This window comes from Pseudidiomarina andamanensis, from assembly GCF_009734345.1.
Classification (GTDB): Bacteria; Pseudomonadota; Gammaproteobacteria; order Enterobacterales; family Alteromonadaceae; genus Pseudidiomarina; species Pseudidiomarina andamanensis.
Window position 1 is genome coordinate 981454 of the sequence record NZ_CP032551.1, and the last position, 23749, is coordinate 1005202.

A 23749-nucleotide genomic window follows, 5' to 3' on the forward strand; every position below is an offset into this window, starting at 1 on the left:
GTCACTCCCTGAGTCGATATAAACCAACACATATAAGCGATAAGCCAATGAGTGTGGTTATTTGAATGGTCTCACCGAGTATAAAATAAATTAAGATCAATGAAATAAATGGGCTCAAAAAAATTAACGTTGATATTTGGGCCGTTTTCGTCGCTAATCGCATGGCTGTTAACCACAAGAAGAACGTGATACCCATTTCAAACAGACCAACATAGACGCCCGCCCAAATACCTTGCCAAGGAACATTAAAGTAACTGGATTGTGTATCAACACTGGTATTTATTAAATTGAAGAGCACAAGCCAAAGGCTGCCCCAAGCAAAGCACCAAAACAGGGCTGGCACCGGTTTATCTGTATTTTTTGTGTTCAACAACCAATAACTTGCCCATAACAACGTACTGAATAAGGCTAAGCCAATGCCAATCCAGTTGGTTTGAGCGAAATCCCAATTACCGCCAGTGGCGATCAGAAAAACGCCAACATACGCTAACAGCATAGCAAACAGCTCTTTTGCCGTAAGCTTTTGGTTTAAAAACGGTACCGCTAGCAGCGACATGGTGATTGCCCAAGTGTAATTAATGGCTTGAGCTTGCTGCGCCGGTAATTGGTTATATGCCGCAAACAGCACCCAGTAATAAGCAGCAGGGTTAATAAAGCCTTGTAGCGCATAGAAGCCAATACGCGTGCGCCCCACTTGCCAGACTTCGCGCCAGCGTCGTTGAACTGAGAGAATGGCAGCAAACGTGAGTAAGCTCGTTAATGCAGCAATCGAGAGTAACTGCAACGGGGTTAAATAACGCAATGCCAATTTAAAGGCCGTTGCGACTGTCGACCACAGCAACACTGCGGCGAGCGCGTAGATAATCGCTTTACGCTGGTCCATGTTGTCCCTTGAACAATTGGCTGAAATTACACACGCCAGCGCGACTTTTTAGTAAGAACAAGAAGTCTATCTTTGTTATCTGCGGTCATGCGTTGCACAGAGCAGTTCGCCCATTCAACACACGGGTTCGCATCGTTTGTTGTCAACAACATTTGCGTGCGTAGCTGTTCAAGCTGGGCAAAGGATGGAATGGCTGCTTGTTGTGTCTGTAACCAATAACGCAATACGCCTCGCTGTAGTTGTTCACTCGCCTGTTGCAACCAACGTGTTGCTAAATTGCCATGACTATCAATATGCGGTTTCACACGGTCTTCAAGTAACTCTTCCATCAACTGCTGGGTTTCGCTACACAGCTGCGCACTTCGCAGCACCGCTTGACCAAAATGCGGCCAACGCTCCTCTAACTTCGGAACCACTTCATGGCGCAAGAAATTGCGTTCGATACTGGTGTCGTAATTCGTATCATCTTCAACCCAGAACAACTGGTGAGCATGCGCATAGCGATAAATATCTTCCTTACTGACATCCAACAACGGCCTTAACCAACTTTGATCACCTTTGTAACTATGCATTGCCATTGCCGCTAAACCCTTGGGCCCGGCGCCACGCTTCAACTGCAGTAAAAAGGTTTCAATTTGATCGTTACGGTGTTGACCGAGCAGGAACAAGGCATCGGCTTCAGCAATTTCGCTTAAGCGCTGATATCTTGCTTCGCGTCCCGCAGCTTCTTTGCTGATACGGCTTCCTGAAGCAACGTGCAGAGGTTCACAGATCATCGGGAAGTTACGCCGTTGACAGTCGTCTACTAACCCTTGAGCCCATGCTCCTGAGCTCGGGTGAAATGCATGATCTAAATGCACTGCCAAATAATTGAATTGCGGAAACTCATGGCGAAACTGGTCGGTTAAATCAAGCACGGTTTGTGAATCCGCGCCGCCACCAAGGCACACAATAATTTGCTGGCGCGGTTCTAGTTTAGTGGCGAGTAGACGCTGCTTAAATAACGTATAAAGGGGATCAGCGTTACCGCTGTCCCCTTTGCTATCTTTTGTCGATGTCGCATCATTCAACGCGCATCACTCCATGTTAACAATAACCAAATGACATCAGTTTTTGATATCGCTGCTCAAGACGAGCGGCACTATCTAAATTTACCAATGAATCGAGGTCTGCTAGCAGTTGTTTTTTCAAACGGCGTGCCATTTCTTCATGGTCACGATGTGCACCACCGATTGGCTCGGCAATAATTGAATCAATCAATCCGAGTTCTTTTGAACGTTGCGCTGTCACGCCCATCGCTTCGGCTGCTAAAGGTGCTTTCTCGGCACTCTTCCACAGAATAGATGCACAGCCTTCAGGTGAAATGACCGAGTAGGTTGAGTACTGCAGCATGTTTACACGGTCACCCACACCAATGGCGAGCGCGCCGCCAGAACCACCTTCACCAATAACAGTACAGATGATCGGCGTATTCAAACGCGCCATCACTTTCAAGTTACGAGCAATGGCTTCTGATTGACCACGTTCTTCAGCACCGATACCTGGGTATGCGCCTGGCGTGTCGATAAAGGTAATAATTGGCAGTTTGAATCGCTCCGCCATTTCCATTAAGCGCAACGCTTTGCGATAACCCTCTGGTTTTGGCATACCGAAATTACGGCGAATTTTCTCTTTGGTTTCGCGACCTTTTTGATGACCGATAACCATCACTGGCTTGCCACCAATACGCGCGGTACCACCAACAATTGCCTCATCGTTCGCAAACGCTCGGTCACCGGCCAACTCATCAAAGTCTTCAAAAATGTGTTGAATGTAATCAAGCGTATAAGGACGCAACGGATGGCGCGCGAGTTGCGCGACCTGCCAAGCGCCCAAATCGCCAAAGATCTTCTCAACTAATTGCTCACGCTTCTCTTGAAGCTTGGCGATTTCCTCTTCAATAGAAATATCAAAATCGCCTTTTGCGCCAACCGCTTTTAATTCTTCGATTTGCGCCTGAAGTTCTGCAATAGGCTGTTCAAAATCTAAAAATTTAAGACTCATTATGGCTCCCATTTGCCATTAAAATTCGAGTTCAACCGCTTGCTGACCAAGCTGTTGCTGCAACTCATACATCAATTCATCGGTTGGGGTCACATACCATTCTGTGGCCGCCACATAGTCTGCCGTTAAATCTGGACGCACATAACGGATGTGCAACGGGCACGTGCCCTGTTTAAAAGGCTCAATCAACTGTTTTAATTGAGTGAGGCCCTGCCCTTCTAACTGTTCGTGACGCACTGTCAAACGTAAAGTTTTGGCATATTGCTCACGCATGCCGACAATGGTCATCACCTCTCGAGCCGTCATTGTATTGGCAGAGGAGTAATCATCAAAGCTGACCTCTCCTTTTACCACCAAAATTTGGTCTTTTTCGAGTAAGTGTTGATAATTTTCATAATCTTTAGCATAAAAACGCACATCAAATCGCGCGGTTTTATCATGTAACGTAACAATTGCCCAGCGTTGATTCTGCCGATTCAACATCGTGCGTACATCCACCACAAGGCCTGCAACCGTTGTCGTTTGATCGCGCCCCGTCGGCCGCACATCTGCTAGCACGCATGGCACATAGTTTTTCAGCTCTTTGCGGTATCGATTTACCGGATGCCCCGTTAAGTATAGCCCAAGAGTTTCACGCTCGCCCTCTAACCACATTGCTTCCGGCCATGGCGGCACTTGCACAAACTCATGTTCAATTTCAACATCATCGGCAGTTGAAGCGAGTACACCAAATAAATCACTTTGCCCAATTGCTTCCGCGCGAGCGTGCTGTTCCGCCTGACGCATGGCTTTTTCAAGGGTAGCCATAATAGTGGCTCGATGCGGTCCGAGTGAATCCATGGCGCCAGCTTTGATCAACTTTTCGAGTACGCGGCGATTTAACTTTTTCAAATCCACACGGCAACAAAAATCAAAGAGATCGGTAAATGAACCTTCTTCGCGAGCCGCCAGAATGGCCTCAATTGGGCCTTCGCCGACACCTTTGATGGCGCCAATACCGTAGACAATTCGCTGCTGTTCATCCACGGTAAATTTATAACGACCCACGTTCACATCTGGCGGCAGTACTTTCAGCCCCATGTTTTCGCATTCATCAACCAAGGTGACAATTTTATCGGTGTTGTCCATATCAGCGGACATCACGGCGGCCATAAATTCAGCTGGATAATGGGTCTTCATCCATAGCGTTTGATAAGAAACCAAAGCATAAGCAGCCGAGTGCGATTTGTTAAAACCATAACCTGCAAATTTTTCTACCAGGTCGAATATCTTGATTGCCAAATCGCCATCAATACCATTCTTTCGAGCACCTTCTTCAAACACCGCTCGTTGCTTCGCCATCTCTTCAGGCTTTTTCTTACCCATTGCACGTCGCAATAAATCAGCGCCACCGAGCGAATAGCCTGCAAGAACCTGAGCAATCTGCATCACCTGCTCTTGATAGAGAATAACGCCATAAGTCGGCTCAAGAATCGGCTTCAGTGATTCATGCTGATAATCTTTGTCTGGATAAGATATTGCTTCGCGTCCGTGCTTACGGTCAATAAAGTTATCAACCATGCCTGATTGCAAAGGGCCTGGTCGGAATAGAGCCACCAATGCGATGATATCTTCAAAACTATCCGGCAGAAGCTTTTTAATAAGCTGCTTCATGCCCGATGATTCCAACTGGAATACTGCAGTCGTTGCGCCTTTTTTCAATAGCCGAAAACAAGCCGGATCATCAAGTGGTATGTGGTTAATATCAATGGCAGGTTGACCGTCGCGTTGACGATTCGCATTAACCATATCCAATGCCCATTGAATAATTGTAAGCGTGCGCAGCCCCAAGAAGTCGAACTTCACCAGTCCTGCCGCTTCCACATCGTTCTTATCAAACTGCGTGACCGGTTGTTTGCCTTCTTCGTCACAATACAACGGTGAGAAATCGGTGATACGTTCTGGTGCAATGACCACACCACCCGCGTGTTTACCGGCATTTCGCGTGACGCCTTCAAGAATACGTGCCATGTCGATAATTTCACGAACATCATCATCTTGTTCGTACATTTCGACTAGTCGTGATTCAACCTCAAAGGCTTTCTCAAGCGTCATACCCGGATCACCCGGAACTAACTTGGTAATTTTATCCACAAAGCCATAGGGGTGACCAAGTACACGACCCACATCTCGAATGGAAGCTTTCGCGGCCATGGTACCAAAGGTGATGATCTGTGATACCGCTTCACGTCCATATAACTCGGCCACGTGGTCAATCACTTCGTCACGCCGGTCCATACAAAAATCGATATCGAAATCGGGCATCGAGACCCGCTCTGGGTTCAAGAATCGCTCGAAAAGTAAGTCGAGCTCAAGTGGATCAAGATCAGTAATTTTTAACGCATAGGCGACTAACGAGCCTGCACCTGACCCTCGTCCTGGCCCCACCGGAATATTGTTATCTTTTGACCACTGAATAAATTCCATCACGATCAAGAAGTAGCCCGGGAACCCCATTTGGTTGATTACATCGAGTTCTATCTTCAAACGTTCATCGTACGGTTTGCGTAATTCGAGTCGTTGTTGCGGATCAGGGAATAAAACTTCTAACCGCTGCTCAAGGCCTTCTTGTGATTTTTTCACTAAAAAATCTTCCGGTGTCATACCACCGGTCGGAAATTCAGGTAGAACATACTCATCAAGCTTAACCGTCACGTTGCACCGTTTCGCAATTTCGACAGTATTGGCAAGTGCCTCGGGAATGTCTGAGAACAACTCAGCCATTTCTTCTGCACTCTTTAAATATTGCTCTGAGCTATATTTCTTCGGTCGACGCTTGTCATCTAGTGTATAACCGTCCGATACGGCAACACGAACCTCATGTGCGGTGAAATCTTCGGGCCTCAAAAACATCACTTCGTTGGTTGCCACTACCGGTGTATCGGTTTCTGCAGCTAATGCAACCGCTGCATGAACATATTCATCTTCACCGGCACGCCCAGTACGCTGTAACTCAAGGTAAAAACGATCAGCAAAATACTGCTGATAAAACTGTAGTAATTGTTGAGCTTCGGCGTGACGATTTTGAAGTAACTTGCGACCGATGTCGCCCTCTCGGCCACCAGATAAGAGAATGAGTCCTTGATGATACTCTGCCAGCCACTCTTGATTGATACAAGGCTTGCCACAGCGGTGTCCGGCCAAATAGCCACGACTAATTAATTGTGTCAGTTGCTGATAGCCATCATTGTTCATGGCGAGTACGGTTAATCGAAATGGCTCTTCTTGGGAGTCTGTCGTCCAGCCTTCTGGCAACACCCATAAATCGCAACCGATGATTGGCTTTAGACCCTTATCATGCGTGGTGCGATAGAATCGAACCAAACCGCACATATTCATTTGGTCGGTCAACGCCAGTGCAGGCATCCCCATTGCTGCGGTTGCTTCGCAAATTGGTTTTACCTTCGCTAGCCCATCGATCATTGAGAAATCGCTGTGAATGCGCAGGTGAATAAATTGAGGCGGTTGGTTTACATCGCTCATGCTTTATTTCATACAGTATTTAGTCATCATTTGCCTATTGTGCCGCATGCATCAGTGTATGTCATGTAGTGATTGTAGCCTTAACGAAACCCTGTAAAAAATGCCTAAAAACTGACTAAAAGTTGAAAGGTTGTTATAGTATTTCCTTATCGAATCACTAAGTTGAGCGCAATGTCAGAATCTTGCTTTGTTGAATACGATAGTTCAAACCAGTCACTTAAGTTAATTGGCTCGTGGAGCTTTGAGCATTATTCAAAGATCCAGAAAATGTTGCGCCAATTTAATACTGAACAGCCGATTGTACTGCTTGATTGCAGCGACCTTAAGCGACTTGATTTAAACACCGCAAGTTTAGTCACCGACTTGGTCTCTCCCAAACATCTCGCCACACTTCTAAATTCAGCACCACAGCTAAAGCAGCACCATCGTGACATTTTTAATCAGTTACTGCGTGCTTATCAAACCCAGCAATCAGAACCAGCTGAAGTAGTTAGGCCATGGTATGCTTTTATCGCCGATCTCGGCGCTTGGGTCTCTTGGCAAAGCTATCAATTTATTGTGCTCATGAATTTTATTGGTCGCGTCTTATTGACCACGTTAAAAATTCTACCCCGCATCACTCGATGGCGTTTCACATCTTGGTTTTTCCATATGCAGCAAGCTGGACTAGCCGCTATACCGATAGTTGCCTTGATGGGCTTTTTAGTCGGCGCAGTAGTCGCCTTTCTAGGTGCCACGGTGTTAAGTGATTTTGGTGCGACTATTTATACGGTCGATTTAGTTGCATTTGGATTCATGCGTGAGCTTGGCGTATTGTTGGCGGCGATTCTATTAGCCGGGCGAACTGCCAGCTCATTTACCGCTCAAATAGGCGCAATGAAAGTCAATGAAGAGCTTGATGCCATGCGTGTCGAGAAACTTGATGCGATTGAGTTATTGGTCATCCCGCGTATTTTAGCGTTACTGGTGATGCTTCCCCTGTTAAGTTTTGTCTCTATTCTGGCGGGATTGCTCGGTGGCGCTGCGGTGGCGGTTGCGAGTTTAGATATCTCTATCACGCAGTATTTATCCATTCTCAATGAAGTACCGATTCGGCATTTTTGGGTTGGTATCAGTAAAGCGCCATTTTTCGCGATTGTCATTGCGATTATTGGCTGCCTTGAAGGCTTCAAGGTGACCAATAGCGCGCGCTCTATTGGCGAGCATACAACCTCAAGTGTGGTTCAAGCATTGTTCGCGGTTATTCTACTCGATGCTATTGCTGCCCTATTTTTCATGGAGATGCAGTGGTAATGACGACGCAACCGATTTTGACACTCGACAATATTACCAATCGGTTTGGGAGCTCTGTTATTCACGAGAACCTCCATCTCGAAGTGAATTCAGGGGAAATATTAGGACTGGTGGGTGGTTCAGGCGCTGGCAAGTCAGTGCTTCTTCGCACCGCTATCGGATTAAACAAGCCGGCCGCGGGCTCAATAAACCTCGCGGCAAAACAAATTGGTGTCTTGTTCCAACATGGCGCCCTGTTTTCCTCAATGACAGTTGTCGAAAACGTGGCATTACCGTTATTTGAGCACACCTCGTTGTCACGCGCCCGAGCCTTACAGCTTGCCAGTTTGAAGCTTGCGTTGGTTGGGCTCGATAAAGTTGCCGGCGCTCGTTATCCGGCCGAACTCTCGGGCGGCATGATAAAACGTGCTGCGCTGGCTCGTGCTTTGATTCGAGAGCCTGATATGTTATTTCTTGATGAGCCAACTGCGGGGCTTGATCCAATAAGTGCGGCAGCATTTGATCAACTCATTTTAACCCTATCAAAAGCACTTGGTTTAACAGTGGTTTTAGTCACCCATGATCTTGATACACTCCATGCCATTTGCGATCGCATTGCCGTACTTTCTAACAAGCGTATTATCGCTATCGATAGCCTAGCTAATGTGGCGAATCATAACGATGAGTGGATTCAGTCCTATTTTCACGGCCCTCGAGGCCGCGCGATTATCGATAAACCGCTTCGCGTTCAACACTCAGGTTTTACCTCGGAGAACTAATCCATGGAAACAAAAGCGCACCATATTATTGTTGGTCTTGCAACGTTAGCACTACTTCTGGCAGGGCTCGCTTTCACGCTTTGGTTAGCCAAATCAGACTCTGAGCAGGCCTATAAAAATTATGATGTATTGTTTAAAGAGCCTGTTTCAGGGCTAACCGTTGGGAGCCCTGTTCAATTTAATGGCATTAATGTTGGCGAAGTAACTCAACTGAGATTAGATAGCAATGACGCCCGTATGGTTCGAGCTCGAATTCGCATTACGGCAGAAACGCCTATCACACAAGCAACCAAGGCATCGAGAACGCTTTTAAACATCACTGGTTCAAGTGGCATTGCGCTTGAACAAAGCGTCGCTAAGAGCGAGCCGATCAACCATCAAAATGGGGTGCCAGAAATTGTGGCAGAGCCGTCTGAATTAACCCAGTTGCGGCTCAATACAGAAGAGCTGTTCGTTAGTGTGAGTCAAATGATAAACAACGCAAATCGGTTGTTTTCCGAAGATAATATGCAAGCGATTGAATCTATTCTCACCAACGTCGACACCTTTAGTGGTGAGCTTGCTGAACAGTCGCAGAATTTCGCATCAGTACTCGATAACCTTCAAAACAGTACCAAGCAACTGAACGATTCACTCGTGTCATTAGAGAGTGAATTAACCGAGAGAAGCGCACCACTTTTTGAAAAAGCCGACGAAACCCTAGGAAATTTAGCCGATGCAAGCCAGCAACTCAGTGAATTAATGCAGCAAAATCGCGGCAATATTGATGCCGGTATGTCAGGTATTGCGGAGGTAGGTCCAACCTTGCTTGAGCTACAGGTTACCCTGAAGCGTTTGAACGCCATAGCTGCTCGCTTTGAAACGGAACAAATGAAGGAATATCAACCATGATGCTGAAAAACCTTGCTCTCGCCGCTGGAATTGCGCTCTTTGCAACAGGGTGTAGCGTGTTACCGGAAGCCAAGCCTATCGACTTTTATACGTTGCAACCAGCACGCGTGACTACAAGCGATTCCGTCCAGTTATCGAATATACGCATCGCCGAACCCGAGCTTACTGATGCTTTGCAGCTCGAGCGAATAGTTCGCATCACCGACCAAGGCAGTGTCTTGGCCTATCCAAACGCAAAATGGAGTACGTCTATTGCGACGCTCTGGCAAAGCTGGCTACTTGATGCACTTTGGCGAGACAGTCGATTTGAACATATTAGTTCAGCTCAACAAGGGCTTGATAGTGATTGGCAACTTTCCGGGCGACTACAGTCACTACATATTGAAGAAACGAGTGCGGGTTCAATCGCGGTGGTGCGTTATGATGCACAGCTCATTGACGTGCAACAGCGAAAGATAATCAAGAGTGAAAGTTTCACTGCACATGTTCCTGTGGCCGGTGAAAAAACAAGTCAAGCGATTGCAGCGATAAGTGCAGCAAGTTTAAAAATTGGCGAGAGTTTACTTGAATGGTTAGCGGCGTCAGAGCTATGACACCGCTAACCCATCTATGTACTTCAGCTTCTTAACCGAAGGTTCCGACAAACGCATGAATACCCTCTTGCTTTAATGCATCGAGCGCTTCATCTAATGCTTCTGCATCAGTCTCAAAATGATCTTCCCATACTGTCGAATTATTATCCGCATCAACAATTTCAAGAATCCAATTACTATCTTCGGTACGATAAATATCAATGCTCACAGTTAAGCCGTCAGCCGTGTAATGTTGGCATAACGGGCTTTGAATATATTCGACTGCGTCAGTCATTAGGTGTCCTTTATCAGTTTATTCGTAGATTGAGCGCTCATTTTAGCACTATCGCGAAAAATTTTGATAACTATCATTGATTATTTTTTAATCAGATCCATAGTTAACTTCGTGCTCTGCACACAGTTAAATTTAACTTAGAGGATCATGACAATGAATGATTCTAACCTAAGTCGATTAGCCCCGTGGAACTGGTTTAAACACGAAAATGATAGACCACAACAGGGGGTGAGTCGCTCTACTTCACCTTCTTCTTTTTCGCGTTTTCACGATGAAATTGATCGGTTACTCAACGACACCTTTAAAACCTTCACCGTTCCGAGCTTATTTGACGAACACAAAATGGACTTTTGGAAAAATACAGACCTTATTTTTCGACCTAAAGTTGATATCAGTGAATCAGCCGAGAGCTATATGATTAGTGTGGAATTACCTGGTGTTGAACAAAAGGATTTAAAAGTTTCAGTTCAGAACGACCACTTAGTTATACATGGTGAAAAGCGATCAAAAGAAACTCGAGAAGCCGAAAGTTATCACACAATTGAGCGTCGATACGGTCACTTCCAACGTGTTTTAAACCTACCCGAAGATGCGAAATCCAATTCTATTTCGGCAGAATTTAAAAATGGGGTGTTAAAGATTACAATCGGTCGTGATAAATCGAAAACGACATCTCACCAACGCAATATCCCTATTTCTTAATAAAAAAGGGCATCCAATATAGATGCCCTTTTCTTATTTACTCGGTAATAAAATTAAAGATTAGCTAGAGCACCGTTCAATGTCGTTGATGGGCGCATCGCTTTATCAACCAAATCAGCATTTGGTTGGTAGTATCCACCAATCTCAACTGGCTGACCTTGTACACCGTTAAGCTCTTCAACAATCTTCACTTCGTTCTCGTTTAAGAACTTAGCGAGTTTACCAAAGCGCTCTGCTAGTGCAGTATCTTTGCTCTGCGCTGCAAGAGCTTCAGCCCAGTACATACCGAGATAGAAGTGACTACCACGGTTGTCAATTTGGCCGAGTTTACGCGCCGGTGATTTGTCATTTTCTAAGAACTTCGCGGTTGCCGCATCAAGAGCATCAGCAAGAATTTGCGCACGGTCATTGTTGTTGCGCTGTGCTAAATGCTCAAGTGACGCCGCCAACGCCAAGAATTCACCAAGTGAATCCCAACGCAAATAGTTCTCTTCAACAAACTGCTGTACGTGTTTTGGAGCAGAACCGCCGGCACCCGTCTCAAATAAGCCGCCACCGTTCATCAATGGAACAATTGACAACATTTTCGCCGACGTACCCAACTCAAGAATTGGGAACAAATCAGTCAAGTAGTCACGCAATACGTTACCGGTAACAGAAATAGTATCTTTACCATCTTTCATGCGTGCCAATGTGTGCTTGGTCGCTTCAGTTGGTGCCAAAATACGTAAATCAAGACCGTCAGTATCGTGCTCTTTTAAGTACTCATTTACTTTCTTGATGAGCTCAGCGTCGTGTGCGCGGTTTTCATCTAGCCAGAAAACCGCTGGCATACCGCTAAGACGCGAACGATTTACCGCTAATTTCACCCAATCACGAATTGGCGCGTCTTTCACCTGACACATACGCCAGATATCACCTTTTTCAACATCATGGGAAAATACAGTTTCACCCGCTTGGTTTAATACAACCACGGTACCGTTAGCTGGAATTTCGAAAGTTTTATCGTGTGAACCGTACTCTTCGGCTTTCTGCGCCATCAAACCTACGTTTGGAACAGTACCCATGGTTGACGGATCAAATGCACCGTGCGCTTTACAGAAATCGATAGTCGCTTGGTACACACCTGCGTAACAACGATCTGGAATCATAGCTAAGGTATCTTGAGTTTTACCAGCACGGTTCCACATCTTACCGCCATCGCGAATCATCGCTGGCATTGAGGCATCAATGATGACATCACTTGGCACGTGTAAGTTCGTGATCCCCTTATCAGAGTTCACCATCGCTAACTCTGGCTGTTGGTCATATACAGCTTGGATATCAGCTTCTACTTCAGCACGTTGATCTGCTGGCAGTTCAGCGATTTTCGCTAATACATCACCAAAACCATTGGTCGCATCAACACCTAATTCCTTGAACAAATCAGCATGCTTTGCAAATACATCAGCGAAATAAACTTTCACCGCATGACCAAACATGATTGGGTCAGAAACTTTCATCATGGTGGCTTTTAAGTGTAGCGACAATAATACGCCCTGCTCTTTGGCTGCAGCGGTTTCTTTAGCAAAGAAAGCCCGCAACTGTGCCGCGCTCATACGCGCCGCATCGACAACTTCGCCGGCTAATACTTTCACTGAATCTTTCAGTACCGTTTGACCAGCTGGTGTATTCAGCACAATTTTAAGATCGTCAGCTTGTGCAAACGTGGTTGATTGTTCGCTGCTGTAGAAATCACCGTCGCTCATGTGGGCAACGTAAGTTTGTGAGTCTTTTGACCAGGCACCCATGCGATGCGGATGCTTTTTCGCATAGTTCTTGACTGACGCTGGTGCGCGACGGTCTGAGTTACCTTCACGAAGAACTGGGTTTACTGCAGAACCTTTGATTTTGTCATAACGCGCTTTAACGTCACGCTCTTCATCGGTTTGCGGCTCGAATGGGTAATTCGGTAGGTTGTAACCCTGTGCTTGTAATTCTTTAATAGCTGCAGTTAACTGCGGAATCGACGCACTGATATTCGGTAACTTGATGATGTTTGCTTCTGGTGTCTTCGCCAATTCACCTAATTCAGCAAGAGCGTCGCCAATGCGTTGCTCTTCTTTCAAGTATTCTGGGAAGTTCGCAATAATACGACCAGCTAATGAGATATCGCGGGTTTCTACTGAAACTCCTGCAGCATCAGTAAAAGCACGGATAATCGGCAACAGTGAATACGTTGCTAAACGTGGTGCTTCATCAGTTTCGGTATAAATAATCTTTGAACTATCAGTCGACATAGTGATTCCTATTCATTAGTTCAGGACAGAAAAAAGTGGCCCGAATTATAGCAGGATATGCCGGTAATCACTAGCGCTTAGCAATTAGTCAATGGCGACATTACTCAGTAATTCATCAACTAAGAAGTGACATTGCTGATAGATATCGAATAGATCGCCGTGCGCTTCAAGCTCATTTTTCATGGCTAAATCGTATTCAAAATCGAGTATTTTCGTTAAATACTTCCCGAGTTCTCCGGTCTGCTGCAGCACTGCTTCGCGCACATTTTCAGAAATGTGTAGGTCTTCTAAAAATGTATCTTTATCTATGCCAAGTAAGACATCAGATCCCGATAATAGGCCGACCAAAAAAGCTGGCCCTGAGAGTCGATTAAACGGATCTTTTTTACGAGCAAGTTCACTGCACATGTAAGCTCGAGTTAAAACTAATTTGGTTTTTGTTGGCGCTTGACCTTTTACCGAGACGATTAATAAAACCCATTTACGCAGTGGCTCTAATCCCAGCAACATAACAACTTCTTTGAGAGATTCAATTTTGCGAGTTAATCCGTAATATGGACTATTAGCAATGCGCAGCAAATTGACAACTAATACCGGGTCAGTTTGCAACGCAGCAACAATTTCATACAGTTCGGGCTCATCACTGAATAATTGATTAATCACTAAAGTTAATTGCGTCGCAGCCGCAGATGGAACACGCTTGCCTTCAACGTGTGTCGGTCGCGCTAGAAAATAGCCCTGAAACAAATCAAAGCCGAGTGCTTTATATTGTTCGTATGTTGCTTCATCTTCGATGCGCTCAGCGAGCCATAACGCATCCAGATCATTAAGTTCTTCGAATCGTTGTTTCGCAACTTCAAACGGCGTGCGTTCAATATCCACTTTGATAATGGATGCGTACTCCAGCAGCGGCGTCCAACTTTCTTGAAATTCAAAATCATCTAACGCAAAACGAAAGCCCTTATCCACCCAACGTTTAATTGCATCGATTATCTCTGCGGTAGGCTCAATTCGTTCAACTAACTCAACAATGACGTGATCAGGAGCTAAAGGAAGAAACAACCCAGAAAGGAGAAACTCAGTGGAGACATTCACACATATCGGCAGTTTTACGTGTTCAACGTAATCGAGCAGCCCAGTGCAGAGGTTATATAAAACTTCGCTTGTTGCGACGCTATCTCCAACTTCAAATGCACTGATCCCATTTTCATGGCGATACAATAATTCATGTGCATAAATCTCATTGTTACGGTCATAGATAGGCTGCGAAGCAAATAGAATCTCGGACATTCTCGTACTCGATAGATTACAAATTATTTACCATCCTATATATCAAAAAAAGGAGGACAGAGCTAGCTCCGTCCTCCTTTCAATAAGGTTTTTTACGATGTTAGAACTTGAAGTTCACCTTGGCATATAAGAACGCACCACGTGGATTATGAACACTTGATGCATAACCATATAAGTCGCCATCACCATCACCAATTGCAAATGGCGGCTCTTCGTCTAGCACGTTGTTAGCACCAAAAGTTAATCGCGTGGTTTGGCTAAAGTCGTAACGCATTTGCAAATCAAGTAGCATCATGGCGTCGACCGTACGTGCTTTGCTTGCTTCAACATCTTGCGGCGATTGATAGTCTTCAAACTCACCAATGTAAGTGACGATTGCGGTTGCACCCCAAGCATCGCGACTCCAGTCGACACTACCAATCCAGCGGTGTTCTGGATAGTTGTACTCACCTGCATAATCAATGCCATTTTTCTCAAACTTGGTCATGTAGGTCCAATCTAATGCAAACTTAAGATCACCCATGTCGCTTAATGACATCAAGTAGTTTGTGGAGAGGTCTAGACCGCTTGCTTCTTGAGAACTGATATTGATGTAGCTGTTGTATAAGGTTGATAGAGAACCAAGTTCTTGACCTGGTAACGGGTCTAAACGGACACAAATCGTGCTGTTTTGGTCATCACATTCAGCCTCGTAAACCAACTCGAAATCGTTCCGATCAATTTTATTGTCTTGAGTAATCGACCAATAGTCAGCACTGATATCCCATGCCTCATTGATCTGCCAAACACCACCAATATTCCAACTTTCAGACTCTTCAGCTTCGAGGTCTGGGTTACCGCTAAATACAATGGTGTAATCGGTTGCGGCACAAGCAGGATTGCTTGGATCTGGGGTTGGACAGCGATACGTATCAGTAAAGAACTGTGATACTTGCGATGGGCCTAGGCCAATTTGTGCCAACGAGGGGGCACGGAAACCGGTACCGGCTGAAGCCCGTAAAGTAAAGTCATCGCTAACAAACCATTGAATTTTACCTTGCGGATTAGTACTTGAACCAAAGTCACTGTAATCATCGTGGCGAACGGCTAAGCTAACCTCTACAGCGTCGCCAACCGGCACTAAAAACTCGGCATACGCTGCCCATTGATCACGTTCTGCTTGAGCAGATACCGACTCAGTACCAAAAATCAAGCCGCGCTGGAATTGATCATCTGGCGTATCAACAACATCTTCTTCGCGATATTCAAAACCAGCAGCCATAGACACAAAGTTATCACCGAGTTTGAATAATTCACCAGTAATGCTTCCATCTAGGGCAGTCAGGTGAGATTCACCACGTCGCACAAGGCTGGTTGTAATAGCATCAATCACTTCTGGATCATTCGTCACACCGCCAAATGGATTGTATCGACCAGCGTTGATTTCTTCTTGCAGGAAGTCAGTGCGCACCCAACCTTGGTCTTTGCTTCCTGTTTGCAATCCACGACTACGTGCTTTGGTTGCTGAAACATCCCAATCCCAAGCGCCGAGCATGCCGCGTAATCCCGCTACGAAACGCAATGTGTCGGATTCAATATCCCAAACACGGTTGCCAGCATCCACTGTTCTATAGCGATTAATATCGACGTATTCGCCAAATGGGTTGTTTGGATGATCTGCTGGTACATATAAACCAGCGTCACCGTCAAGTGGTGTTGCCGCACCGCCAGCTTTTGACGTGTTGTGCTGTACAGCAAACTCAATGTAAGCATCAACATCCGCACTCACTTCAAAGTTTGACAAAACCATTGCACCGACTCGCTCAGCCTCTGGCCAGGTCATGGTTGATGGACCGTAGTCATACACACACGTTTGACCAAACGTGTTTTCTGCAGGACAACCCGGATCAATCACAACTTCGCCATTGAGGATAAAGTTACCTGGATATCCGCGAGATGAACGGAAGTCATTACCGCCGTATGGTGCTTGGTTTGCCGTGCCGAAGCGCCCCATTTCACTGCCCATAATTGACGTATTGCGATAATAATCAAAAATAACTGTCGTATTATTTCGCCCTGAGCTGGTGCCCCAAACTGTGCTCATTGAGGTTTCATCATAACTTGGGCCTGTTGTACCACCATGGCTTAGGCTTAACTCCATTCCATCGAAATCTTTACGCAAGATAACGTTAACCACACCAGCCACCGCATCTGAACCATATAACGCTGACGCACCATCTTTTAAGATATCAATGCGCTCAATAGCAGATACTGGAATGGTATTAATATCAACAAAGGAATTAGCGACGCCCTCAGCGAAGGCTGATACGTTCACTCGACGACCGTTGACTAACACTAATGTTGCATCGGCACCGAAACCACGCAAACTAACCGCTGCGCCACCGTTTGCCGTTGAGTCTTGGCTATTTCCGCGCGTTGAGAACGTTCCTGCACCGGCAGCCGGTGAACGTTCTAGAATTTGTTGAAGATTTGAGAAACCAGACGCTTCAATGTCGTCGCGAGAAATAATATCAATCGGTGAAGCCGTTTCCATGTCAGTACGGTTGATGCGTGAACCCGTAACAATAATCCGTTCTTGCGCCTCTTCAGCATTCTGATTGTCTGATTGATCTTGTGCCGTAGCAACGCTAGGCAGTAGTGATGCAACAGCAAGAGCACTCAGCGATAAGTTAAATGACTTGTTCGAAATTGTCATAATATTGTTCCCTGGTTGTTTTATTAATGTGACCAATTGGCCATCTTTATTTATGATTCATTATTGATAAAAATCAACTTTTCAAGTGTAAACATTATCTTATAGACAGTATTCAGCCATTTAATAAACAAAAAAAAGGGGTAAAGCCGAAGCTTTACCCCTTTTTAACTTTGTATTTATGTTAATCGATTTTCGGTGCCGTTAAGCCGCGACGCTCAAGAAGCGCTTCACCGGTTGGCTCTTGCCCACGGAAATCAATGTATTGCTGCATTGGGTCTTTGCTGTTTCCTTGAGAAAGAATGGTCTCACGGAACTTCTGACCATTTTCCAACGTCAAGCCACCCTGCTCTTGCATATATTTGAATGCATCGGCAGCTAAAATTTCAGACCACATATAAGCGTAGTAACCAGCTGAATAGCCACCAGCGAATACGTGAGCGAAGAAAGTTGACTTGTAGCGCGGTGGCACCGCATCAACTGCAACCCCATTTCGCTCTAACGCTGCGGCTTCAAAAGCTGCTACATCTTCAATGCTCGCAGCGGCTTCTGGCGTTAACGTGTGGTATTCGAAGTCCAACAGAGCTGACGCAATATATTCAAGCGTGTCATAGCCCATGTTAAAGTTCTTCGCTGCCATCACCTTGTCGAGCAACTCTTTTGGCATTGGCTCGCCAGTTTCATAATGTTTCGCAAAGTTATTCAACACTTTCTCGTTCAACATCCAGTCTTCTTGGAAAGTTGACGGGAATTCTACGTAGTCACGCGATACAGATGTACCAGCCAATGATGGATACATTACATCAGAGAACATACCGTGAAGACCGTGACCCATTTCATGGAACATAGTACTAACTTCATCAAAGCTCAGGAAGGTTGGGCCTTCGGCTGCTTTTTTGATGTTTTGGTTGTTCAAGATAACTGGCTTCTTATCAAGCAAATTCGATTGGCTCACAAATGAACTCATCCACGCGCCACCGCGCTTACCATCACGCGTGAACCAGTCGCCGTAAAACAAACCGAGCGTTTCACCATCGATATCTTTCACTTCGTATACACGAATATTGTCGCCGTAAGTCGGAATATCGTCACGCTGATCAAACGTAATACCGAAAAGCTGGTTCATTGCAAAGAATACACCGTCTTCAACAACGCGGTTGAATTCAAAGTACTTCTTCACTTCTTCAGCGTCTAGCGCATATTTTTCAGCGCGTACTTTTTCCGCATAGTATGCCCAATCCCAAGGCTGTACTTCGAAGTCGCCGCCTTCTGCGTCAATCATCGCTTGGATTTCGGCTTTTTCCGCTTCAACGTTACTAACAACAGCTGGTACGAGGTCACGAAGCATTTTTTGTGCAGCTTCTGGTGTACCGGCCATGCTAGTTTCAAGTACGTACTTACCCCAGTTATCGTAACCTAAAAGCTGAGCTTTCTCGGCACGCAATTCGGCAAGACGCTTCACGAGTGGGCGGTTATCAGTCTCTGTATTACCAGTACCACGGTATGCTGAAGCTTCCCATACGCGTTGACGCAATTCACGATTCTCTAGCGATGAAAGAATTGGCTGACGTGTCGTGTTGGTAATAGAAATAACATACTTGCCTTCATGACCCGCCGCTGCAGCAGCGTCAGCAAGTTGCTTAATTTCTGCATCACTCAAACCAGCAAGCTGTGCTTTATCTTCAACAATAACCATGTTCTCTTTTGCAAGATTCATCAGGTTACGTTGAAACTCAGTGGTTAATGATGAAATTTCGCTATTAATTTCACGAATTTGTGCTTTCGCTTCGTCGTTTAATTCAGCGCCAGCACGGACAAAACCTTTGTACGTATCTTCAACTAAACGTAGTGCTTCACCTTCAAGACTATCGCGATTCTCGTAAACAGCCTTCACGCGCGCAAACAATTCAGGATTCAGCATAATGTTGTCACGGTGCGCAGCCATTTTTGGTGCTAATTCACCTTGCAGTGCGCGCGTATCGTCATTGCCGTTAGAGCCAGCTACGTTATAAAACACTGAAGAGACTCGGCCTAGCAATGCGCCTGATTTTTCCATTGCAACAATGGTATTTTCAAACGTTGGCGCTTCAGAGTTTGTCGCGATGGCTTCAATTTCTTCAGCATGCTCCGCCATACCGGCTTCAAAAGCTGGCTTGTAATGTTCAAATTTGATTTTTGAAAAGTCAGGAGCATTGTATGGTAGCGTGCTCTCTGCATAGAATGGGTTACTTTGATTGAATTCAGCAGTCTGTGCTTGTTGAGTCTGCGACTGTTCAGTTTGTGCCGTATCAGTTACTTGCTGAGTTGCATCTTTATCTGAACATGCGGCAACCGTTAATGCCGCGCCAATAGCAACAGCGATTAGGCTCTTGCGCATAATGATTCTCCCTTGTGATTGTATTTAACCGTACTAATGTACCCCTCCTAGCAATAACGCTCAAGAGCCGTTCATGGCACAATTGTAACAATTTGCCCCAATCTGCTGGCTTCTAGGCTACTTCTTGCACAGGAATAAGCTGACTTAGGCCATATTTTGCCCGTGCTTTATCACAGTAAGGGTTAGAGCCGTTTACCGACATCTCAAATTCACGACATGGGCTAGGACGATTAGCGTAGATAGAGCAACTCACGTGTTGTCCAACTTCACCTTCGAGCGCCACGCAACGAGGATGTTTTTGGTTCGTGCCTTGCATGCACAATAGATGGGGATGAAAAGATTCAGTCAGTTCGCTTGGAACATAACCTTCCGGAGCGCCAGTAGCTTCGCCCCAATAAAACGACACACGATACGACGCGCAGCAAGCCCCACACGTCAAGCAGGCGTTAGCCAAACTCATCGCACGACACTCCAATAAAGACAAGATAATCGTTTGAAATGGCGGAGCGGACGGGACTCGAACCCGCGACCCCCGGCGTGACAGGCCGGTATTCTAACCAACTGAACTACCGCTCCGCAGCGGTATGAAACCAATTTCAGGAAAGTGGCGGAGCGGACGGGACTCGAACCCGCGACCCCCGGCGTGACAGGCCGGTATTCTAACCAACTGAACTACCGCTCCGCTTTCCTGATTCCGAGTTTCCCGGATGGGTCCCCCTGAATGCGGAGCGAATATTACGAGCGCCAGATTCTATCGTCAACCTTTTTTTTCAACTTTTGATTCGTTTGCCTGAAAAACCATCAAAACTGGCAAAAAGTAGAGCTTTTATGACCAAATATGATTTTGAATAAGCTGCAATCGAGCTTGATGTTGTTGCTCTTCTTCTGCCGTTGCGTTCACGACTTTCAACGGTGGCTTATTCTCTATTCGTGTCCAGCCGCTAGTTTGTGCACCTTGCGAATTTATGTTTTTTGCTGCCAACTCGAGTTTGGTCTGCCCCCCTGTCATAAACAGGTAAACATCCGCTAGTAATTCCGCATCCAAAAGTGCGCCGTGAAAGGTTCGATTCGAGTTATCAATACCGTATGCTCGACATAATGCGTCAAGATTATTCTTCTGACCCGGCCGCTTTTCGCGAGCCAACATTAATGTATCAAGAACGGTACAGTAATCGGTTGTCTTGCCAAAGCCGTTACGCAACAGCCGAAATTCGTGGTCAATAAAGCCGACATCAAACGCCGCATTGTGAATAACAAGCTCAGCGCCTTCAATAAAAGCGAGGAATTCATCGGCTATCTGTGCAAAAACCGGCTTATCCTCTAGAAACTCATTGGTAATACCGTGAACTTCTATCGCTTCTTGCTCGACGACGCGTTGCGGATTGATATAGACATGAAAGGTGCGACCAGTAAGTTTTCGGCGAATCACCTCGACCGCACCGATTTCGATAATACGGTGGCCTTGTGCTGGATCTAAGCCAGTAGTTTCTGTATCGAGAATTATCTGTCGCATGGGGATTCCGTTATTCGTTATTCGTTAATCGTTAATCGTTAATCGTTAATCGTTAATCGTTAATCGTTAATCGTTGTTAGTGTGCTTGTTTTGTTGAACTGGAACAAGTAAATACATTTAAAATTATCTAACGCACTTTAAACTACATATCTGCTAGACTCGGTTTCTCGAATAACTAACAACGATTAACGAATAACGAGTAACGCTCTCATGTCTAAGAAAGTACATATTTATACTGACGGCTCATGTCTCGGCAACCCGGGGCCAGGCGGATACGGCATTGTGATTGAATATGGTGAGCACAAAAAAGAACTCGCAGCTGGATACAAATTAACCACCAATAACCGTATGGAAATGCTTGCCGCAATTAAAGGGTTAGAAGCGCTTAAACGCCCTTGCGATGTCATTCTAACCACTGACAGTCAGTACTTGCGCCAAGGCATTCAAACTTGGATTCATAATTGGAAGAAAAACGGGTGGCGTACTTCGGCCAAGAAGCCGGTTAAAAACGCTGATTTATGGCAAGCTTTAGATGCGGCAACAACGCGTCACACAATTCGTTGGGACTGGGTAAAAGGCCACAATGGCCACCCACAAAATGAACGGTGTGATGTATTAGCCCGTGCCGCGGCAGAGAGCTCAACGCTTCTTGACGACACGGGGTTTGTGCCTAGTGATTAATTACTCACCGGCCACTTGCGGGTATTTCGCTTCTTCCCAAGCTTGCATACCCCCTGCAACGGAAATAACTTTGGCTTGATCAAATCCCATGCGCACTAACGACTCCGCTGCTAAAGCTGAACGCCCACCTGAACGACAAATCAAATAAAGTGGTTCGGCAGCAATTCGCTGTAGCGCATCTTCGTAGCCAGCCACTGCAGGATGTTGATTAATTTGCATTTCTAATACGCCACGCGGCATGTTCACCGCTTGACGAATATGTCCGGCAGCAAACTCGCCCGGTTCACGAACGTCAATGACACGTGCTCCTTCAGCTATTTTTTGCTGCAATTCATGAACATCAATTTCAGATACATTTGAGCGTGCTTGGGCACATAATTCTTGAGAACTTAACATCAATAACTCCTATTTGGGTTCTACATCAGGCGATTTCACACGATTAGCAAGCGGCAATGCGTTCACTGGTGGTTTGGCTCGTTGTTTATTTCGAACAACTGTTAATGGAAATTCTCGTTTTCTTGCGACCACATAATACATTGCGCCAACTTGTGGAATGAACCGCGATACATGTTTCAATCCGAAATTGGCGGATGCTGTTTTCGGAATCATCATGGTCGGCGCAACATAACCACAGCCAACTATTTCAAAATTTAACAGAGACAGCCAATCATTAATACGTGCTTTGCTAAAATAACGCCCACTCCAAGGCGGCTTAGACATGTTCGACGGCCACAGTCCGGTTATTGTCGCCGGACTCAATGGATTAAATCCCGCCAAAATCAAATGACCATCGGCAATCAAACTACGACTGATTTCTCTTAATACTTGGTGAGGATCTCGCTCAAATTCAAGTTGGCCAATCATCATGACACCATCAAGCACACCTTCAGCAAAGGGCCAATACTCGAGATCTGTTTGGATATCAGCCCCTTCCGTTTTTGCCGCAGAAAACTGATGGCGAACACGTAATTCAGGCATTTCCAAGCTCTTTGATAAATGGCCAACCCGCGCTAGATAATAGCCAAAGATCTTTGCGCAATGCGGTGCCAACGCATGACTTAATTCCTCTTTTAACCATTCACCGTGGGGCAGTTGCGACCAACTCGTAGGCGCCGCCGTAGCACTTGCCCGACGTGCAGGCATTAACATCATTGCTTGCCCCCTTTATAATCTCGACCTATAAAGTGTTTATAGACATTTAACTTCTAGGTGATTTCATGCATGTAGCTGCTATTCCTGCCTTTGATGATAACTATATTTGGGCCATTCAGCCATACGCCGGTTCTGATGCGATTATCGTTGACCCAGGCGAAGCTGAACCCGTAAGGCAATGGCTTAAAGGCCATGACATCGGCATTATGGCGTTTTTTATCACCCACCATCACTGGGATCACACCAATGGGTTGATGGATCTGCTACGTGATTATCAGGTACCGGTTTATGGACCTCGCGGTGGCCATATCGAAGGTATAACCATACCTCTTGGCCATCTCGAACGATTTTCTGTCGACGGAGACGACCGCGCCTATACTGTTTTCACCACACCGGGCCACACATTAGATCACATTTGCTTTTATACGCCGGGCCACGCTTTTGTCGGTGACACCTTATTTTCCGCCGGTTGTGGACGCATGTTTGAAGGAACTGCAGAACAGTTTCACAAATCTTTACAGTGCTTAGCTGAACTACCTGAGTCTACCAACGTCTATTGTGCTCATGAGTATACTGCGGCTAACTTAGAGTTTGCGCTAGCCGCAGAACCTGAAAATCAGGACATACATCAGTATAGTACTCAAGTTAAGGCACTTCGTGAACACGGTTTAAAGACGTTGCCGAGCACGATTGGCTTAGAAAAACAAATAAATCCATTTTTGCGGGCCGCTAATGCTGATGAATTCGCACGATTACGACAGTGGAAAGACCAGTTCTAATCCCGTAAACTGCCTGCAAATTAGAGT

Annotated in this window: 20 protein-coding genes and 2 tRNA genes; 7 read left to right on the forward strand and 15 right to left on the reverse strand. The window is 45.7% G+C overall.

Annotation, left to right across the window (positions count from 1 at the left end; all coding sequences use genetic code 11):
• Position 1: 1 nt before the first annotated feature.
• Genes D3795_RS04710 through dnaE form a run of 4 tightly spaced genes read right to left on the reverse strand, consistent with a single transcriptional unit; the run spans position 2 to position 6448 of the window.
• Positions 2–883 (reverse strand): DMT family transporter, encoded by an 882-nt coding sequence (locus tag D3795_RS04710; protein ID WP_156266688.1) that lies wholly within the window; start codon positions 881–883, stop codon positions 2–4.
• 26 nt (positions 884–909) lie between these two features.
• Entirely contained in the window at positions 910–1953 is a 1044-nt protein-coding gene (gene tilS / locus D3795_RS04715; protein ID WP_156266692.1) for a tRNA lysidine(34) synthetase TilS, read from the reverse strand.
• Between the two features lie 16 nt (positions 1954–1969).
• Positions 1970–2926 carry an acetyl-CoA carboxylase carboxyl transferase subunit alpha gene (accA, locus tag D3795_RS04720; protein WP_156266694.1) on the reverse strand — a complete coding sequence of 319 codons (957 nt, stop codon included), beginning with the start codon at positions 2924–2926 and terminating at the stop codon, positions 1970–1972.
• 18 nt (positions 2927–2944) lie between these two features.
• A complete protein-coding gene (gene dnaE / locus D3795_RS04725; protein WP_156266696.1) occupies positions 2945–6448 on the reverse strand; it encodes a DNA polymerase III subunit alpha in 3504 nt (1167 codons plus the stop codon).
• A gap of 171 nt (positions 6449–6619) precedes the next feature.
• On the opposite strand from dnaE, the gene D3795_RS04730 reads away from it, so the two are divergent.
• From D3795_RS04730 to D3795_RS04745, 4 genes are read left to right on the forward strand one after another with little or no spacing between them, the layout of a single operon-like run.
• Complete coding sequence (locus D3795_RS04730) at positions 6620–7741, forward strand: MlaE family ABC transporter permease (protein WP_156266698.1); 1122 nt, start codon at positions 6620–6622, stop codon at positions 7739–7741.
• Entirely contained in the window at positions 7741–8499 is a 759-nt protein-coding gene (locus D3795_RS04735; RefSeq protein WP_156266700.1) for an ABC transporter ATP-binding protein, read from the forward strand. The genes D3795_RS04730 and D3795_RS04735 overlap by 1 nt, the downstream gene beginning before the upstream one ends.
• A 3-nt stretch (positions 8500–8502) precedes the next feature.
• Complete coding sequence (locus D3795_RS04740) at positions 8503–9390, forward strand: MlaD family protein (protein ID WP_156266702.1); 888 nt, start codon at positions 8503–8505, stop codon at positions 9388–9390.
• Positions 9387–9983, forward strand: coding sequence for an ABC-type transport auxiliary lipoprotein family protein (locus D3795_RS04745; protein WP_156266704.1), 597 nt, complete (start codon positions 9387–9389; stop codon positions 9981–9983). Before D3795_RS04740 ends, D3795_RS04745 begins: the two co-directional genes overlap by 4 nt.
• Positions 9984–10014: 31 nt before the next feature.
• Here the strand turns inward: D3795_RS04745 and D3795_RS04750 are convergent, their stop codons facing one another.
• Positions 10015–10257: a hypothetical protein gene (locus D3795_RS04750; protein WP_156266706.1), complete on the reverse strand. Its 243-nt coding sequence runs from the start codon at positions 10255–10257 to the stop codon at positions 10015–10017.
• Positions 10258–10410: 153 nt separating this feature from the next.
• On the opposite strand from D3795_RS04750, the gene D3795_RS04755 reads away from it, so the two are divergent.
• Positions 10411–10959: an Hsp20/alpha crystallin family protein gene (locus tag D3795_RS04755; RefSeq protein ID WP_173020991.1), complete on the forward strand. Its 549-nt coding sequence runs from the start codon at positions 10411–10413 to the stop codon at positions 10957–10959.
• A gap of 53 nt (positions 10960–11012) precedes the next feature.
• Here D3795_RS04755 and D3795_RS04760 read toward each other — a convergent pair whose 3' ends face one another.
• The 8 genes from D3795_RS04760 to dnaQ form a co-directional block, all read right to left on the reverse strand.
• On the reverse strand, positions 11013–13238 hold the full coding sequence (locus tag D3795_RS04760) for an NADP-dependent isocitrate dehydrogenase (protein WP_156266708.1): 2226 nt from the start codon (positions 13236–13238) through the stop codon (positions 11013–11015).
• An 84-nt stretch (positions 13239–13322) separates the two neighbouring features.
• Positions 13323–14528, reverse strand: coding sequence for an EAL and HDOD domain-containing protein (locus tag D3795_RS04765; protein ID WP_156266710.1), 1206 nt, complete (start codon positions 14526–14528; stop codon positions 13323–13325).
• A gap of 100 nt (positions 14529–14628) precedes the next feature.
• Positions 14629–17223: a TonB-dependent receptor plug domain-containing protein gene (locus tag D3795_RS04770; protein WP_156266712.1), complete on the reverse strand. Its 2595-nt coding sequence runs from the start codon at positions 17221–17223 to the stop codon at positions 14629–14631.
• Positions 17224–17404: 181 nt separating this feature from the next.
• Positions 17405–19597, reverse strand: coding sequence for a M3 family metallopeptidase (locus tag D3795_RS04775; protein WP_156266714.1), 2193 nt, complete (start codon positions 19595–19597; stop codon positions 17405–17407).
• A gap of 112 nt (positions 19598–19709) precedes the next feature.
• A complete protein-coding gene (locus D3795_RS04780; protein WP_156266716.1) occupies positions 19710–20057 on the reverse strand; it encodes a YkgJ family cysteine cluster protein in 348 nt (115 codons plus the stop codon).
• Positions 20058–20096: 39 nt separating this feature from the next.
• Positions 20097–20173: transfer RNA gene (locus tag D3795_RS04785), tRNA-Asp, on the reverse strand.
• Positions 20174–20202: 29 nt separating this feature from the next.
• Positions 20203–20279, reverse strand: a tRNA-Asp gene (locus D3795_RS04790).
• Between the two features lie 144 nt (positions 20280–20423).
• A complete protein-coding gene (gene dnaQ, locus D3795_RS04795; RefSeq protein ID WP_156266718.1) occupies positions 20424–21110 on the reverse strand; it encodes a DNA polymerase III subunit epsilon in 687 nt (228 codons plus the stop codon).
• A gap of 210 nt (positions 21111–21320) precedes the next feature.
• Here dnaQ and rnhA point away from each other — a divergent pair, with 210 nt between their 5' ends.
• Complete coding sequence (gene rnhA, locus D3795_RS04800; protein WP_156266720.1) at positions 21321–21791, forward strand: ribonuclease HI; 471 nt, start codon at positions 21321–21323, stop codon at positions 21789–21791.
• On the opposite strand, the gene D3795_RS04805 is transcribed toward rnhA, so the two are convergent.
• Positions 21792–22187 carry a rhodanese-like domain-containing protein gene (locus D3795_RS04805; protein ID WP_156266722.1) on the reverse strand — a complete coding sequence of 132 codons (396 nt, stop codon included), beginning with the start codon at positions 22185–22187 and terminating at the stop codon, positions 21792–21794.
• Between the two features lie 9 nt (positions 22188–22196).
• Complete coding sequence (locus D3795_RS04810; RefSeq protein ID WP_156266724.1) at positions 22197–22943, reverse strand: class I SAM-dependent methyltransferase; 747 nt, start codon at positions 22941–22943, stop codon at positions 22197–22199.
• Positions 22944–23008: 65 nt separating this feature from the next.
• Between D3795_RS04810 and gloB the strand changes: the two genes are divergently transcribed.
• Entirely contained in the window at positions 23009–23722 is a 714-nt protein-coding gene (gene gloB, locus D3795_RS04815) for a hydroxyacylglutathione hydrolase (RefSeq protein ID WP_156266726.1), read from the forward strand.
• Positions 23723–23749: the final 27 nt, after the last annotated feature.

Coding starts and splice junctions, on each gene's coding strand:
- dnaE (WP_156266696.1), bottom strand. CDS start 6,448: ATGAGCGATGTAAACCAACCGCCTCAATTTATTCACCTGCGCATTCAC.
- D3795_RS04710 (WP_156266688.1), bottom strand. CDS start 883: ATGGACCAGCGTAAAGCGATTATCTACGCGCTCGCCGCAGTGTTGCTG.
- D3795_RS04760 (WP_156266708.1), bottom strand. CDS start 13,238: ATGTCGACTGATAGTTCAAAGATTATTTATACCGAAACTGATGAAGCA.
- D3795_RS04730 (WP_156266698.1), top strand. CDS start 6,620: ATGTCAGAATCTTGCTTTGTTGAATACGATAGTTCAAACCAGTCACTT.
- D3795_RS04810 (WP_156266724.1), bottom strand. CDS start 22,943: ATGATGTTAATGCCTGCACGTCGGGCAAGTGCTACGGCGGCGCCTACG.
- D3795_RS04735 (WP_156266700.1), top strand. CDS start 7,741: ATGACGACGCAACCGATTTTGACACTCGACAATATTACCAATCGGTTT.
- accA (WP_156266694.1), bottom strand. CDS start 2,926: ATGAGTCTTAAATTTTTAGATTTTGAACAGCCTATTGCAGAACTTCAG.
- D3795_RS04755 (WP_173020991.1), top strand. CDS start 10,411: ATGAATGATTCTAACCTAAGTCGATTAGCCCCGTGGAACTGGTTTAAA.
- gloB (WP_156266726.1), top strand. CDS start 23,009: ATGCATGTAGCTGCTATTCCTGCCTTTGATGATAACTATATTTGGGCC.
- rnhA (WP_156266720.1), top strand. CDS start 21,321: ATGTCTAAGAAAGTACATATTTATACTGACGGCTCATGTCTCGGCAAC.
- dnaQ (WP_156266718.1), bottom strand. CDS start 21,110: ATGCGACAGATAATTCTCGATACAGAAACTACTGGCTTAGATCCAGCA.
- D3795_RS04775 (WP_156266714.1), bottom strand. CDS start 19,597: ATGCGCAAGAGCCTAATCGCTGTTGCTATTGGCGCGGCATTAACGGTT.
- D3795_RS04740 (WP_156266702.1), top strand. CDS start 8,503: ATGGAAACAAAAGCGCACCATATTATTGTTGGTCTTGCAACGTTAGCA.
- D3795_RS04750 (WP_156266706.1), bottom strand. CDS start 10,257: ATGACTGACGCAGTCGAATATATTCAAAGCCCGTTATGCCAACATTAC.
- D3795_RS04765 (WP_156266710.1), bottom strand. CDS start 14,528: ATGTCCGAGATTCTATTTGCTTCGCAGCCTATCTATGACCGTAACAAT.
- D3795_RS04780 (WP_156266716.1), bottom strand. CDS start 20,057: ATGAGTTTGGCTAACGCCTGCTTGACGTGTGGGGCTTGCTGCGCGTCG.
- D3795_RS04805 (WP_156266722.1), bottom strand. CDS start 22,187: ATGTTAAGTTCTCAAGAATTATGTGCCCAAGCACGCTCAAATGTATCT.
- D3795_RS04745 (WP_156266704.1), top strand. CDS start 9,387: ATGATGCTGAAAAACCTTGCTCTCGCCGCTGGAATTGCGCTCTTTGCA.
- D3795_RS04770 (WP_156266712.1), bottom strand. CDS start 17,223: ATGACAATTTCGAACAAGTCATTTAACTTATCGCTGAGTGCTCTTGCT.